At 73.6% G+C, this 14102-nt stretch carries 12 protein-coding genes; 4 read left to right on the forward strand and 8 right to left on the reverse strand.

Features of this window, described 5'->3' with window-relative positions:
• The first annotated feature begins 57 nt into the window (after window positions 1-57).
• Window positions 58-831: a peptidoglycan DD-metalloendopeptidase family protein gene (locus ACTMS0_RS15105; RefSeq protein WP_441155802.1), complete on the forward strand. Its 774-nt coding sequence runs from the start codon at window positions 58-60 to the stop codon at window positions 829-831.
• Between the two features lie 68 nt (window positions 832-899).
• On the opposite strand, the gene ACTMS0_RS15110 is transcribed toward ACTMS0_RS15105, so the two are convergent.
• Both ACTMS0_RS15110 and ACTMS0_RS15115 read right to left on the reverse strand, forming a co-directional pair.
• Entirely contained in the window at window positions 900-2072 is a 1173-nt protein-coding gene (locus tag ACTMS0_RS15110) for an acyl-CoA dehydrogenase family protein (RefSeq protein WP_441155803.1), read from the reverse strand.
• A 44-nt stretch (window positions 2073-2116) separates the two neighbouring features.
• Entirely contained in the window at window positions 2117-3265 is a 1149-nt protein-coding gene (locus ACTMS0_RS15115) for an acyl-CoA dehydrogenase family protein (protein WP_441155804.1), read from the reverse strand.
• A gap of 91 nt (window positions 3266-3356) precedes the next feature.
• Here ACTMS0_RS15115 and ACTMS0_RS15120 point away from each other — a divergent pair, with 91 nt between their 5' ends.
• Genes ACTMS0_RS15120 through ACTMS0_RS15130 form a run of 3 tightly spaced genes read left to right on the forward strand, consistent with a single transcriptional unit; the run spans window position 3357 to window position 6557 of the window.
• On the forward strand, window positions 3357-4022 hold the full coding sequence (locus ACTMS0_RS15120; RefSeq protein ID WP_441155805.1) for a TetR/AcrR family transcriptional regulator: 666 nt from the start codon (window positions 3357-3359) through the stop codon (window positions 4020-4022).
• A 43-nt stretch (window positions 4023-4065) separates the two neighbouring features.
• The gene (locus ACTMS0_RS15125) at window positions 4066-5484 is read left to right on the forward strand and encodes an aldehyde dehydrogenase family protein (protein WP_441155806.1); all 1419 of its coding nucleotides are present in this window, start codon (window positions 4066-4068) and stop codon (window positions 5482-5484) included.
• On the forward strand, window positions 5481-6557 hold the full coding sequence (locus ACTMS0_RS15130; RefSeq protein ID WP_441155807.1) for an alcohol dehydrogenase catalytic domain-containing protein: 1077 nt from the start codon (window positions 5481-5483) through the stop codon (window positions 6555-6557). The genes ACTMS0_RS15125 and ACTMS0_RS15130 overlap by 4 nt, the downstream gene beginning before the upstream one ends.
• A gap of 40 nt (window positions 6558-6597) precedes the next feature.
• Here ACTMS0_RS15130 and ACTMS0_RS15135 read toward each other — a convergent pair whose 3' ends face one another.
• The 6 genes from ACTMS0_RS15135 to ACTMS0_RS15160 all read right to left on the reverse strand — a co-directional run bounded on the left by ACTMS0_RS15135 (window position 6598) and on the right by ACTMS0_RS15160 (window position 14095).
• Window positions 6598-7932 (reverse strand): metallophosphoesterase, encoded by a 1335-nt coding sequence (locus tag ACTMS0_RS15135; protein ID WP_441155808.1) that lies wholly within the window; start codon window positions 7930-7932, stop codon window positions 6598-6600.
• Between the two features lie 209 nt (window positions 7933-8141).
• On the reverse strand, window positions 8142-9974 hold the full coding sequence (locus ACTMS0_RS15140; RefSeq protein WP_441155809.1) for an AMP-dependent synthetase/ligase: 1833 nt from the start codon (window positions 9972-9974) through the stop codon (window positions 8142-8144).
• 152 nt (window positions 9975-10126) lie between these two features.
• A complete protein-coding gene (locus ACTMS0_RS15145) occupies window positions 10127-10636 on the reverse strand; it encodes a hypothetical protein (RefSeq protein ID WP_441155810.1) in 510 nt (169 codons plus the stop codon).
• Window positions 10637-10662: 26 nt separating this feature from the next.
• Entirely contained in the window at window positions 10663-11355 is a 693-nt protein-coding gene (locus tag ACTMS0_RS15150) for a hypothetical protein (RefSeq protein ID WP_441155811.1), read from the reverse strand.
• Window positions 11356-11474: 119 nt separating this feature from the next.
• Window positions 11475-12713, reverse strand: a complete 1239-nt coding sequence (locus ACTMS0_RS15155; RefSeq protein WP_441155812.1) for an MlaD family protein — start codon at window positions 12711-12713, stop codon at window positions 11475-11477.
• On the reverse strand, window positions 12710-14095 hold the full coding sequence (locus ACTMS0_RS15160; protein WP_441155813.1) for an MCE family protein: 1386 nt from the start codon (window positions 14093-14095) through the stop codon (window positions 12710-12712). Before ACTMS0_RS15160 ends, ACTMS0_RS15155 begins: the two co-directional genes overlap by 4 nt.
• Between the last annotated feature and the right edge of the window lie 7 nt (window positions 14096-14102).

The following is a 14102-nucleotide window of genomic DNA, read 5'->3' on the forward strand; positions in this document are numbered from 1 at the left end:
CGAAATCCGTCAGGCTTGACCCAAGCCATCGAAGGTTTTCGACATTGGAGGTGCTGGATGGGTAAGCGATGGACCGGCCTGCTCGCGGCAGTTCTGCTGACGCTCGGCGTGCTGCTGCCGGCAGCGCCGGCGGCGGCCGCGCCGACGTTCAAGGTGCCCTTCCCGTGCGGCCAGTCCTGGTCCGGGCAGACCCGCACCGACCACAGCCCGGCGTACGCGATCGACTTCAACCGCACCGACGACCTCGGTGACCCGGTGGTGGCCAGCGCGTCGGGCACGGTCGACCGGGTGACCGACCTCGGCGGCACCAGCTACGGCAAGTACGTCCGGATCAACCACGGCAACGGCTACACCACCTACTACGCGCACCTCAACGGCTTCAACGTCTCCGTCGGGCAGAGCGTCGGCTACGGCAAGGTGATCGGCTGGGTCGGCAGCACCGGCGGCTCCACCGGCCCGCACCTGCACTACGAGCAGCGCCTCAACGGCAGCGACATCCAGGTCCGCTTCAACGGCGCCCTGGCCCTCTACTGGGGCACCAAGACGTACACCAGCGACAACGGCTGCGGTGGCAGCACCGCGACCGGCACCGTCAACACCAGCGGCACCCCGCTCACCGTCCGCTCCGGCCCCGGCACCGGCTACGACGCCGTCGGCACCGTCGCCGACGGCGCCACCGTCACCATCTACTGCCAGACCAGCGGCACCACCGTCACCGGCACGTACGGCACCAGCTCGATCTGGGACCGGATCGGCACCGGCCGTTACATCGCCGACGCGTACGTCTACACCGGCCACGACGGGTACATCCCGAACGTGCCGCGCTGCTGACCCGCCAGGTTAGGAAGGGTCCCTTGTACAACGCCCGGCGTTGACAAGGGGCCCTTCCTTTCGGTCCCTCAGGCCAGGTTGGCCCCCACCTTCGTGTAGCCGCGCAGCAGGTCGCGGGCGATGATGAGCCGCTGCATCTCGTCCGTGCCCTCGAAGATGCGGTAGAGGCGTACCTGCCGGTACCAGCGTTCGATCGGCAGCTCCCGGGTGTAGCCCATGCCGCCGTGGATCTGGAGCACCCGGTCCACCACCCGGTTGACCATCCCCGCGCCGTAGAGCTTCGCCATCGAGGAGGCGTGCCGGGGGTCGAGACCGGCGTCGACCGTCCAGGCGGCGCGCAGCACCAGCCAGCGGGCCGCCTCCAGTTCGGTCTCGGAGTCGGCGATCATCCACTGGATGGCCTGGTTGGTGCCGATCTTCGCGCCGAACGTCTCCCGGGTGTTGGCGTGGTCGATCGCCATCTGGAGGGCCCGTTCGGCGATTCCGAGCGCGTGCGACGGGATGGTGTAGCGGCCCTTGCCGATCCACTCCATGCCGAGCGTGAAGCCCTGCCCGACCTCGCCGAGGATGTTCCGGTGCGGCACGCGCACGCCGTCGAAGATCAGCGACGCGGGCCCACCCTCGCCCATGGTCTGGATGAACTCCGACCGCCAGCCCATCGCCCGGTCCACCAGGAACGCGGTGGCGCCGCCGTTGCGGGCACCCCGGTCCGGGTCGGTCACCGCGACGACGATGGCGAAGTCGGCGTCGTTGCCGTTGGTGATGAACGTCTTCTCACCGTCCAGGATCCAGTCGTCACCGTCGCGCCGCGCGCGCAGCTTGATGTTCGCCGCGTCCGACCCGGCGCCGGGCTCGGTGATGGCGAAGCAGGAGACCCGTTCCCCCTCGATGGTCGGGACGAGGAACTCCTTCTTCTGCTCCTCGCTGGCGTGGAAGAGGATGTTGTCCGCCTCCCCGCCGAAGCGGAACGGCACGAACGACCGGCCCAGCTCGGTCCAGATCAGCGACTGGGTGACCGCCGGCAGGTCCATCCCGCCGTACTCCTCGGGGGTGGCCAGCCCCCAGAAGCCGAACCGGCGGGCCTTGAGCTGGAGTTCCCGCAGCTCGCTCCGCTCCAGGCCGGGCCCGTGGGCCCGCTCGCGGCGCAGCACCTCCTGCTCCAGCGGCATCACCTCCCGGCGGATGAAGTCGCCGGCGGTGTCCCGGATGGCCCGCTGCTCGTCCGACAGCGCGAAGTCCATGTCCCCTCCTGGTCATCTGTGGTGCGGCCCGGTCGTCCCCGGGTCTAGAAGGCGTTGACGCCGGTGAGCGCTCGTCCGATGAGCAATTGCTGGATCTGGCTGGTGCCCTCGTAGAGGGTGGCGACGCGGGCGTCGCGCAGGTACTTGCCGACCGGGTACTCGTCGATGTAGCCGTACCCGCCGAACACCTGGATCGCGTCGTTGGCCGCGCGGACGGCGGCCTCGCTGGCGAAGAGCTTGGCCATCGACGCCTCGGTGGCGAACGGCTCGCTCCGGTCGATCAGGTCGGCGACCCGCCACACCAGCAGGCGCGCGGCGGCGGTGTCGACCGCGATGCCGGCGAGCAGTTGCTGCACGAGCTGGTGCCCGGTGATGGGCTTGCCGAACTGGGTGCGCTGACCCGCGTACTCGACGGCGGCGTCCAGGCAGCCCTGGGCGACGCCGACGCAGCCGGCGGCGACGGACATCCGTCCCTTGGCGAGGGTGGCGAGCGCCAGCCGGAAGCCGCCGCCCTCCGCCCCGAGGCGGGCGGTGTCGGGGACGCGGACCCCGTCGAGGACGAGTTCCGCCGTGGCCTGCCCGCGCAGGCCGAGCTTGCCGTGGATCTCCCGGCGGGTGAGGCCGGCGCTGCCGGTCGGCACCAGGAACGCCGTGATGCCGCGGTGCCCGGAGCCGCCGGTACGGGCGAACAGGAGCGCGACGTCGGCGGTGGTGCCGTTGGTGATGAACGTCTTCCGACCGGTGATCACCCAGTCGCCGCCGTCGCGGACCGCGCGGGTGGTCAGGGCGGCGGCGTCCGAGCCGCTGTCCGGTTCGGTCAACGCGAAGCAGCCGAGCGCGGTGCCGGAGCAGAGTGCGGGCAGCCACCGCTCCCGCTGCTCGGGGCTGCCGTGCGCGGCGATCGCCTTGGCGACCAGGCCGAGGGAGACCGACACGATGCCGCGTACGGCCGAGTCACCGCGCCCGAGCTCCTCCAGGACCAGGCAGTACGACAGGTGGTCCCCGCCGGACCCGCCCTGCTCCTCCGGGATGGTCAGGCCCAGGAAGCCCACCTCGCCGAGCTTGCCGACGATGCCGGGGTCGACCGACTCGCGCCGGTCCCACGCCGCGGCGTGCGGCACCACCTCGCGGTCGACGAAGTCGGCGGCGAGCCGGCGGACCGCCGCCTGCTCGGCGGAGAGGTGAAGGTCCATGCCCGTAAACTAGCGGTGCAAGTTTTCGGCTGTCCAGACCTCGATGTGGCAAAGTTCCGGGCGGACGACCGAGCAGAGGAGGATGACGGACATGCCCCGGCCGCGACAGGCGCTGCTCAGCCGGCAGCGGATCGTCGAGACCGCCGCCGCGCTGATCGACGCCGAGGGGCTGGCGGGGTTCTCCACCCGCCGTCTCGCCGCCGAACTCGGGGTACGCGGGCCGTCGCTGTACAACCACTTCGCCACGAAGGACGAGATCCTCGACGCCGTCGCCGACAGCATCACGCGCCAGGTGGACGTGTCGTTCTTCGGCCGCGTCGACTGGCGGGAGGCGCTGCGCCGATGGGGGCACTCCTACCGGGCGGCGCTCGCGGCCCACCCGCACATCGTGCCGTACCTCGCCCAGGGCCCGGGACGGCGGCCCGCCGCCCTGACCATGGCCGACGCCGTGTACGGAGGGCTGGTCGAGGCGGGCTGGCCGCCGGCCCGGGCCACCCACATCGGGGCGCTCATGCGGTACTTCGTGGCCGGCTCGGCGCTCGGCTCGTTCGCCCGCGGCTTCGTCGAGGACCCGTCGCTCTACGCCGACCAGTACCCGCACCTCACCCAGGCGCACCGCCTCGCCGAGCACCAGCAACAGGTCGACGAGGGGGCTTTCGCACTCGGCCTGGACGCCCTGATCGACGGGTTGTCCCGCACGTACGAACAGGTCGTGGGACCGCTTCCGCCCCTCCCGCCGTCCGCCGAGCCGTACTAGAGTCGAAACTTGCACCGCTAGTTTTGGCGACGTGAGGGGCGCGATGGATCTGGCACGGACCGACCTCTACCTCGACGGCCACTGGGTCACGGCGTCGTCCAGGAAGACCCTGGAGGTCCACAACCCGACGACCGAGGAGGTCGTCGCCACCGTGCCGGCCGGCTCGGCGGCCGATGTGGACCGGGCCGTCGCCGCCGCGCGGGCCGCGTTCGACGGCTGGGCCGCCACCGCGCCGGCCGACCGAGCGGCCCGCCTCGACCGGCTGCACGCCGCGCTGACCGCCCGCGCCGACGAGATCGCCCGGACCGTCGCGCTGGAGCTGGGCACCCCGCTCAAGGTGGCCACCCGGGTGCAGGCGGGGCTGCCGCTGACCGTGCTACGCGGCTACGTCGACCTGGCCGGGCATCCACCGGCGCCGGAGACCGTCGGCAACTCCCTGGTCGTCCGGGAACCGGTCGGCGTGGTCGGCGCCATCACCCCGTGGAACTACCCGCTGCACCAGGTCGTGGCCAAGCTCGCTCCCGCGCTCGCCGCCGGGTGCACGGTCGTGCTCAAGCCCAGCGAGCTGACGCCGCTGACGGCGTACCTGCTCTTCGACGCGATCGACGAGGCGGGTTTCCCGCCCGGCGTGGTCAACCTGGTCCCCGGCACCGGCCCGGTGGTCGGTGAGGCCGTCGCCGCCCACCCCGACGTCGACATGGTCTCGTTCACCGGCTCCACCGCCACCGGCCGGCGCATCGCGCACCTGGCCGCCGACCGGATCGCCCGGGTCGCCCTGGAACTGGGCGGCAAGTCGGCCAACGTGATCCTCGACGACGCCGATCTGGCCACCGCGGTGAAGGTCGGGGTCGGCAACGCGTTCCTCAACTCCGGTCAGACCTGCACCGCGTGGACCCGGATGCTGGTGCACCGCGACCGGTACGACGAGGCGCTCGCCCTGGCGGCGAAGGCCGCCGCCGGCTACCGCCTCGGCGACCCCTTCGACCCGGCCACCCGGCTCGGCCCGCTCGTTTCGGCGGCGCAGCGGGAGCGGGTACGCGACCACGTGGCACGTGGCCTGGCCGACGGGGGCCGGCTCGTCGCCGGCGGACCGGACGCGCCCCTGCCCGAGCGGGGCTGGTTCGTCGCCCCCACGGTGATCGCGGACGTCGACCCGGACAGCGCGCTGGCCCAGGAGGAGGTCTTCGGGCCGGTCCTGGCCGTCATCCCGGTCGACGACGACGAGCACGCCGTCGCGGTCGCCAACAACTCCCGGTACGGCCTGGCCGGCGCCGTCTGGTCCGGCGACGAGGAGCGGGCCCTCGCGGTGGCCCGGCGGATGCGCACCGGCGCGGTCGACGTCAACGGCGCCCCGTTCAACCCCCTCGCCCCGTTCGGCGGCTACAAGCAGTCCGGCCTCGGCCGGGAGCTGGGCACCTACGGGCTGGAGGAGTTCCTGCAGACCAAGGCGATCCAGCGATGAGGGCGCTGGTCGTCCGCGAGGTCGGCGGCACGCCGCGCGTCGAGGAGGTCGAGCCGCCGGCCCTGGGTCCCGGGCGGGTACGCGTCAACGTCCGCGCCGCCGGGGTCTGCCACTCCGACCTGTCCATGGTGGACGGCACGCTGCGACCTCCGTACCCGCTCGTGCTCGGGCACGAGGCGGCCGGGGTGGTGGCCGAGGTCGGCGACGGCGTGCGCCGCGTGGTCCCCGGCGACCACGTCGTGCTGAACTGGGCGCCGCCCTGCCGGGAGTGCTGGCACTGCGGGCACGGCGAGCCGTGGCTGTGCGACCGGACCGACATGCCGGCCGCGCCCGGTGGCCGGACGTCGTCCGGGGAGCCGCTGCACGTCACCCTCGGCCTGGGGGCCCTCGCCGAGCAGGTGGTCGTGCCGGAGCAGGCGGTGATCCCGGTGCCGGCCGAGCTGCCCTTCGCGGCGGCGGCGCTGCTGGGCTGCGCCGTGCTCACCGGCGTCGGCGCGGTACGCCGCACGACGGGAGTCGCCCCGGGCGACTCGGTGGCCGTGATCGGTCTCGGCGGGGTGGGCCTGTCGGCGGTCTCCGCCGCCCGGGCGGCCGGCGCCGCCCCGGTCATCGCGGTGGACGTGTCGCCGGCCAAGGCGGAGCTGGCGCGCGCGGCCGGCGCCACCGACTTCCTCCTCGGCGACGAGTCGCTCGGCCGGGCGATCCGCGGCCTGACCGACGGACGCGGCGTCGACCACGCGCTGGAGTGCGTCGGGCGCAGCGCGACGATCCGCGCCGCCTGGCGGGCCGCACGCCGGGGCGGCCAGGTGATCGTGGTGGGAATGGGGTCGAAGGACGACGTCGTCGGCCTCAGCGCCCTCGACATCTTCCACTCGGCGCGGACGCTGCGTTCCTCGGTGTACGGCTCCTCCGACCCCGACCGGGACGTCCCCGAGCTGGCCCGGGCGGTGCTCGACGGCACGCTGGACCTCGCTCCCCTGATCTCCGACCGGACGACGCTGGACGGGGCGCCGGCAGCCTTCGACCGGATGGCCCGCGGCGAAGGTGCGCGCACGGTAGTGCTGTTCGACTAGGGGCGCCGGTGGACCGCCGGGAACGCCCAGGCGGGACCCCTCAGCGGATCAGGCGGAGGTTGGTGAGCGTCCGGTCGTGGACCGGGAAGGCCTCCGCCGTGTGCGGGGCGTAGATCCAGGTGCGCAGCGAGTCGCCGGCGGTGTCGACCTCCACCAGGCGGACCGGATTGGTGCGCCGGGAGTGGAACGTCTGGAGGAACGAGTGGATCCGGTTGCCGTGCGCGCCGGTGTCGACCCGGTGGGCGGCGGTGCCGGTGTGGCCGGAGAAGACGAGGCGGATGTTCGGGTAGCGCGAGATCAGATTGTCGAACAGGTGCCGCGGACTGGTGGACCCGTAGCCGGCGCTGCGCCCGATCGTCCCGTCGGCCTCGAGGTAGTGGTGGGTCACGACGACGACGTTGTGCCGGGGGTGGGCGGCCACGACATCCCGGGCCCAGGCGACCGCCTCCGGTCGGGGCCACGGCTCCAGGGTCAGCACCAGCCACTGCACGCCGCCGGCCGGGTAGGTGGCGTACGCGTTGTCGACCTTGCCGGCCTCGAACTGCCCCCGGACGGCGCCGAACCGGTCCGCCGTGAAGTACCGGTTGAACACGGTGGTGTCGCGCAGCAACGGCCCGGCGGGGCGGCGCCGCTTGCCGTCCGGGCCGTAGACCTGGCCGTCGTGGTTGCCGACGGCGAGGGAGTACGGCACGCCGGCCGTCTCCAGCGGCCGCAGCGCGTCGCGGGCGCGGGCGTACTGCACGTGGTCAGAAGTGTCGAAGTTGACCACGTCGCCGATGTGGGTGGCGAAACGCAGGTCCAGAGCCGAGCGGTTGGCGACCAACCAGTCGGAGCGCTGCCGGAACCGGCGGTCGCCCGCGCTCAGGACCTCCTCCTGCGTGTCCGGCACGACCGCGAAGGCGAACCGGGTGTCGGTGCCCCCCGGCACGGTCTCCATCCGCGCGTACGCCACGTGGACGTTGCGGTCGCACTCGGCGGTGAAGCGGTCGTTGACCAGCTCGACGGTGACGCTCCGCGTACCGTCGCCCAGTTCCGGGCCGACCGGGTGCCTGCCGTAGTCGGTCGCGCTGCCGATGGTGACCTCGCCCGCGGCCGCGCCGTCCACCCGGACCCGGACCACCGGCCAGCCGTCGCAGTGGTCGCCGATCGCGCCGACCACGACCCGCCCGGAGCCCTCGATGGTGGTCGTGGCGGAGCTGCCGTCGCGCCAGAGCGTGGCGTGCGTGCCCGACGGCGGCACCGGCGTGCCGGTGGCGGGCCGGATGGTGCCGTTCACCACCGTGAACGGGGACGAGCCGACCGCGTTGGCGACGCCCGCGAGGGCGCCGGCCGACAGCACCACCACGACCGCCACGATGGTCCGCGTGATCCGCATCGGACACCTCCCGCCAGGTCACCGGCGGTCGCCGGCTCCCGGGGATGCTACGGCAGGCCGCCGACCGCGCCCGTCTACCTCGCGACGACTGCGCGTGCCTGGCGTGTTCACGAAGAGTAGTCGGTTTGCGACGGCGCCCGACCCGCCGCTACCGATCGGTGGGGACCAGGTCGGGCGCGAACCGGAACGAGACGGCATCGCGAATCGGATCAGTGGCCGCGGTAGAGCCCCTCGATGTCCGCCCGGAAGTGCTCCTCGACGACGTCGCGCTTGACCTTCAGGGTGGGGGTCAGCTCGCCGTCTGCCTCGGTGAAGTCCCGCGGCAGGATGGCGAACGTCTTGATCTGCTCCGCCCTCGACACGGTCTGGTTCGCCCCGTCGACCGCGGTCCGGATCTCGTCGCGCAGCGCGGGGTCGTCCCGCAGTTCGGCGACCGAGGCGTCCGGTAGGCCGTGCGCGGACCGCCAGCGCGGCCAGGCCTGCGGGTCGATGGTGACCAGCCCGGCCACGTACGGCCGGTCGTCGCCGACGAGCATGCACTGGCTGACCAGCGGATGGGCGCGGACGGCCTCCTCGATCGGCGTGGGCGCCAGGTTCTTGCCGGCCGCCGTCACGATGATCTCCTTCTTGCGGCCCGTGATCCGGAGGAACCCGTCCGGGTCGAGGGCGCCGAGATCGCCCGTGCGCAGCCATCCGTCCGGCGTGAAGGTCTCCCGGGTGGCGTCCGGGTTGTTCCAGTACCCCGGGAACACCGCCTCGCCGTGGGCCAGCACCTCGCCGTCGTCGGCGATGCGGATCTCCACCCCGGGCAGGGGTCGACCGACGGTGCCGATCCGTTGAGCCGACGGCAGGTTCGCCGTCAGGGCCGGTGACGTCTCGGTGAGGCCGTACCCCTCCAGCACCACGATGCCCGCGCCCCGGAAGAAGTGCCCCACCCACTCGCCGAGGGGTGCGCCGCCGACGATGGCCGTCCGGCACCGCCCGCCCAGCGCGGCCCGCAGCTTCCGGTACGCCAGCAGGTTGAACACGCCCCGGGCCAGCCGTAGCAGCGGGTTCGGCCCGCGCGGGGTGTCGAGGGCGCGGCTGTAGCGAACCGCCACCCCCGCGGCGGCGGCGAACAGCCGGCCGCGCCGCGCGTCGTCGGCCTTCTGCCGGGCCCGGTTGTACATCTTCTCGAAGACCCGCGGCACCGCCAGGATGAACGTGGGCCGGTGCCGCCGAAGCTGGTCCAGCACCCCGGCGACGTCGGCGCTGTGGATCATGGTCGCCCGGCTCTGCACCACCCCCACCTGGATCATCCGGGCGAACACGTGCGCCAGCGGCAGGAACAGGAGCGTCGACGCCCCGGGGTTCAGCAGCTGCGACAGCACCGCGACCGCGCCGGTGACGTCGCAGTGGATGTTGCGGTGGGTCAGCACGCAACCCTTGGGGCGGCCGGTCGTGCCGCTGGTGTAGACGATCGTGGCCACGTCGCCGCCGGTCACCCGTTTGCGGCGGTCGTCGATCCGCGTGTCGTCGACGGTGCGGCCCTGGCCGGCGAGGGCGATCAGGTCACCGGCGTCGATCTGCCACACGTCGCGCAGCGCCGGGAGGTCCGGCCGCAGGCTGGCGACCAGCTCCGCGTGGCCCGACGTCTCGAGCACACACCCCACCGCGCCCGAATCCGACAGGATCCACCCGACCTGGTCCGAGCTGGCCGTCTCGTAGACCGGCACCGGCACCGCGCCGATCGCCCAGAGGGCGTAGTCGACCAGGGTCCACTCGTACCGGGTGCGGCTCATCAGCGCGATCCGGTCACCGTGGCCCACGCCGGCGGCGACGAACCCGCGGGCCAGGGTGAGGACGTCGTCCCGGAACTGCTCGCACGTCACCGTCAGGTCGCCGCCTTGCACCGACCGCGGCGCGGGCCACGCCCGCGACACCGGTGCCGGGCGCACGAACTGCACCGCCTGCGGAGCCTCCCGGGCGTTGACCCACACGCGCTCCGCGAGGCCCGGCACCACCGCCCCGACGTCCACCGGCGCGACAGCGACGTCCTGCACCTCGACACCCCCACCACCTGTACTCCCGGCACACCGGACGTGGCGGCCGGCCGTACGGTCATGCTGCCGCCGCCTCCGGCCCGGGGGGCGGCTATCGGCGAAACCCGCCCCCGGTCCCGGGGCCGCGTGGTAGGAGGTCGACGCGCCGGGCCTCAGATCGCGATCGCCGCCGTCACCTTCCACTCGCCGTCGACCGGGACCAGGGTGAGCACCACCCGGTTCTGGTCGACCTTCTCTCCCGCGGTGGTGACGTTGCGCCGGTACTGGTTCAGGTACACCAGCAGCTCGACCCGGTCCGGGCCGGCGGTGACCACACCGGTGGAGGACACCTCCGCCAGCACCACCGCCTGCTGCTTCACCGCCGTCTGCTTCAACGCGGCGGTGGTCCGCGCGTACTCGTCGGCGAAGGATCCGGTGACGAAGCTGCGGCCGTTGGCCACGCTCTCGTCGAAGGTGCGGTGGTCGTAGGAGAAGATCGCCTTCGCCGCGGCCGGGGCGACGGCAAGGGCCCGCTTCGCGGCGGTGTCGGTGCGCGCGGCGTCACGGTCCCGCTGCCAACCCACGGCGGCGACAGCGGCGGCCAGCACGATCGCCACCGCCAGCGCCGGCACGAGGGGGAATCGGCATCCGCGGCGCCACGGCCGGAGATCCGGGATACGCATACGTCCTCCTTCGGTCGGTGCCGGTGTCACCCGACGAACTGCAGACGGGACACCAGCCACTGACCCGAGTCCCGGTCGTGGACCAGGTCCAGCTGGATCCGGTAGTGCGCCGCCCGGCCGGCGGGCGCCTTCGCGTTCTTCACGGTGGCGTCCACGGCGACCAGGACGACCGCCCGGCGGCGGTCACCGGAGACCAGCCCGGCCCGCAGCACGGACCCCCGCGACTCGACCTTGTTCTCCACCACCGCCGTCCGGACCTGGGCCTGGCCCCGGGTGAACTCCTCCTTGAACTCGCCCGTCGCCCCGTCCGCGATCCGCTGGAGGTCACGGTCCACGCTGGCCGCGCTCACCGACACGAAGTTGACGCTGGTCTGCTTGGCCGCGGCGAGCGCGCCCTGGCGGGCCTCCTCCAGCGCGCGGTGGCCGTACCAGCGGTGGCCGTACAGGCCGGCGAGGGCGAGGGACCCGGCGAGCAGGGCGACGAGCAGTCCGATCAGGACGCGACGGCGGCCGGAACCGGCGGTCGCCGCGGCGCGATCGTCCGCCGCCGCCGGATCGTCGTCCGCCGCCGTGGGGTCGTCGTCGGGCGCGTCGCCCGCCTCGGGCCGGTCCTCGACCTGGCCGGGATCGGCGGTCGCGGTCGGGACGCCGCCGTCCACCAGGTCCTCGACCGGCTCCTCGTCGATCCGCTCCAGCGCGTCCTCAATCGGCGTCCGCACCGGTCGGAGGACCACCCTGCGTTGGGCGGACCGCCCCGGCGTACCGGACCTGCTTCCCTTGATCACCTTCAACGTGCGGTCCCTCCGGGTCGGCACGGCCACCTCCTTCGATCGGTCCGTCACGGGGTCAGCCCGGCGAGCAGCAACTGCTTCCACGACTGGTCCCCCGCCATCCGGTACTGGCCGCCCGCCGCGCCGAACTGCAACGGCCGCCCGTCGCTGCCGAGCACCAGCCCGGTCGCCGGGTCGAATCCCGCAGCGTACGCGGGCGGCGGGGCGGCGGGCGCCGGGGCCGGCCGGCCGCCGGCCCGTGGCGCGTTGGCCGATCCGCGTACGCTCGCCCCCGCCGCCCGGTCCTTGGCGCTGCACTGCCGGCCGCCGCCGCCGTACACACAGGACGGCGGGTCGTTGGGGTTGAGCACCATGCCGAGGTGGGCGGTGCCGTCGCCCGGCGTGACCGTGAAGCCGCCCGAGACCGCTATCGGGTACACCACCAGCACGTGCTCGATGCCCGGCAGCCGCCGGGCGGCGATGCCGTTGACGGTGACGAGGTTCCCGAGCAGCGTGCCGACCGTCGGTTCCAGTCCCCGCAGCAGCGCGGTGACCTCGGTGGCGGCGGGCGGTCCGGCGGCGAGCAGCCGGCGCAGGTCGGGGTCGGCGGCCCGGACGGTGGCGGCGAGCGCCGCCAGGTCGGCGGCCCAGCGTCGCAGGGCCTCCGCCGACTCGGCCTGGGTGCGCAGGACGGTCCGGCCGTCGCGGATCAGGGCGAGGGTCTCCGGCAGGGCGGCGTTGGCGTCGGCGAGCAGCGCGTCGCCGGCGTCCAGGAGCCGGGCCAGCGCCGCCTCGTTGCCCTCGAACGCGGTGCCGAGCTCCCTGACCACCACGGCGAGGTCCTCGGGGCCGACCGACCGGACCAGCGCGTCCAGGTTCGTCAGGAGCACCTCGGGCGGCAACGGCACGCCGCTCCGGTCGGCCGGGATCACCGCCCCGTCGCGCAGGTACGGCCCTCCGTCGCGTTCCGGGCGCAGGTCGACGTACTGCTCGCCGACCGCGGAGCGCTGGGCGACCACCGCACGGAGGTCGTCGGGGATCCGTACACCGCGGTCGATCCGCAGGTCGGCACGCACGCCACCGTCGCGCAGCTCGACGCCGGTGACCCGGCCGACGGGAACGCCGCGGTAGGTGACCGGCGCATGGGGGAAGATTCCCCCGGCCCGGGCGAGGTCGAGGTGGACGCGGTATGCCCCACCGAGCAGCGTGTCACCGAGACCGACGTAGCGCAGGCCCACGTAGGCGACGCCGAGCAGGCTGACCACCACGAACGCGAGCACCTTGAGCCGGGTCGAGCGTCCGATCATGGCAGTAGCCCTCCTCCGAGGACGTCGGGCAGGTCACCGACCTGGCCGAGGCTCTCGCCGGTCACCGGAAGCAGGCAATCGGCGGTCAGGACGGTTCCGGCGGGCAGTTCCGTCCCGGCCGGGAACGCCGTTCCGGCCGGCACCAGTCCCTTGGGCAGGATCAGCCCGCCGACGGGCACTGGTGAGCCCGGTTTGAGCAGGGTGCAGCCCTCGGGCAGCAGGCACTTCGCCGGTGGGACCCAGGTCGCCGGGAAGTTCTCCGGGTCGGGCAGGCACTCGGTCAGGGGCAGGCCGAGGTTCCCGTTGGTGCCGGGCTGCGGGACCAGGGAGCCGGCCGGGGGACGCGGTGCCGCCGGCGTGTCCGACCGGGCGGCCGGACGGGCGGGCGGCGGGGCCGCCGCCACCAGGTTCGCCAGGATGCCGGCCGCGTCCAGGTCGGCGGTCACGGCCAGGTTGACGAAGTCGCCGACGATCGCGCCGGTGATGTTCGGCGGGAACGGGTACGACAGCATGAAGTCGAGAGACTTCGGCAGGTCGTCGCCCGCCCGCACGAGCTGTTCCAGGATCGGTTTCAGGGCCTTCAGGCTGGCCACGGTGTCGGCGCGGCTGCTCTCGACCACCCGGGTGCCGACCCGGCCGAGGTCGCCGAGCGCGGTCAGCACGCCGGTGAGCTGCTCGCGCTGCTCTTCGAGCACGGTCAGGCCGGGGGCGAGGGAGTCGACCGCGTCGCCGATCACCTGCTGCTGCCGGGCCAGCCGGTCGGTCAGCCGGTCGAGCGCCTCGACGGCCCGGACGATGTCGGTCTTCTGCCGTTCGAGGCCGCCGATGAAGGTGTCGAGCTGCCGCAGGGCGTCCCGGACGGCCGGCTCCCGTCCGTCGAGGGCCGTGGCGAGTTCCTGGTTGATGGTGCGCAGCTGGGCCAGACCGCCACCGTTGAGCAGCAGGCCGAGGGCGGCGAGCACCTCCTCGACCTCGACGCCGCGGGTGGTGCGGGACAGCGGGATGATGTCGCCGTCGGCGAGCGTGCCGGTGGCGGACGGGCCGGACGGCGCGGCCACCGTCACGTACTTCTCCCCCAGCAGGCTGCTCTGCCGGACGGCTGCGGTGGCGTTCGCCGGGAGCCGGACGTCGGTGTCGATGTGGAGGACGACCTGCGCGGTCCAGCCGGCCAGCGAGATCTTCTCGACGCTGCCCACCGTCACGTCGTCCACCTTCACGGCGGCCTGGGGGACCAGGTCCAGCACGTCGCGGAACTCGGCGGTGACCCGGTATCCGCGGCCGTCCGGCGCGCCGCCGGGCAGCGGCAGTTCGGTCACCTCGGGCAGCCCGCATCCGGCGGGCAGCAGTGCCACCGCCAGGGCGACGGTCATCGTGCGACGCATCCGGCGG

The sequence above is a fragment of the Micromonospora sp. H33 genome (assembly GCF_052068455.1).
In the GTDB taxonomy this organism is placed as follows: domain Bacteria; phylum Actinomycetota; class Actinomycetes; order Mycobacteriales; family Micromonosporaceae; genus Micromonospora.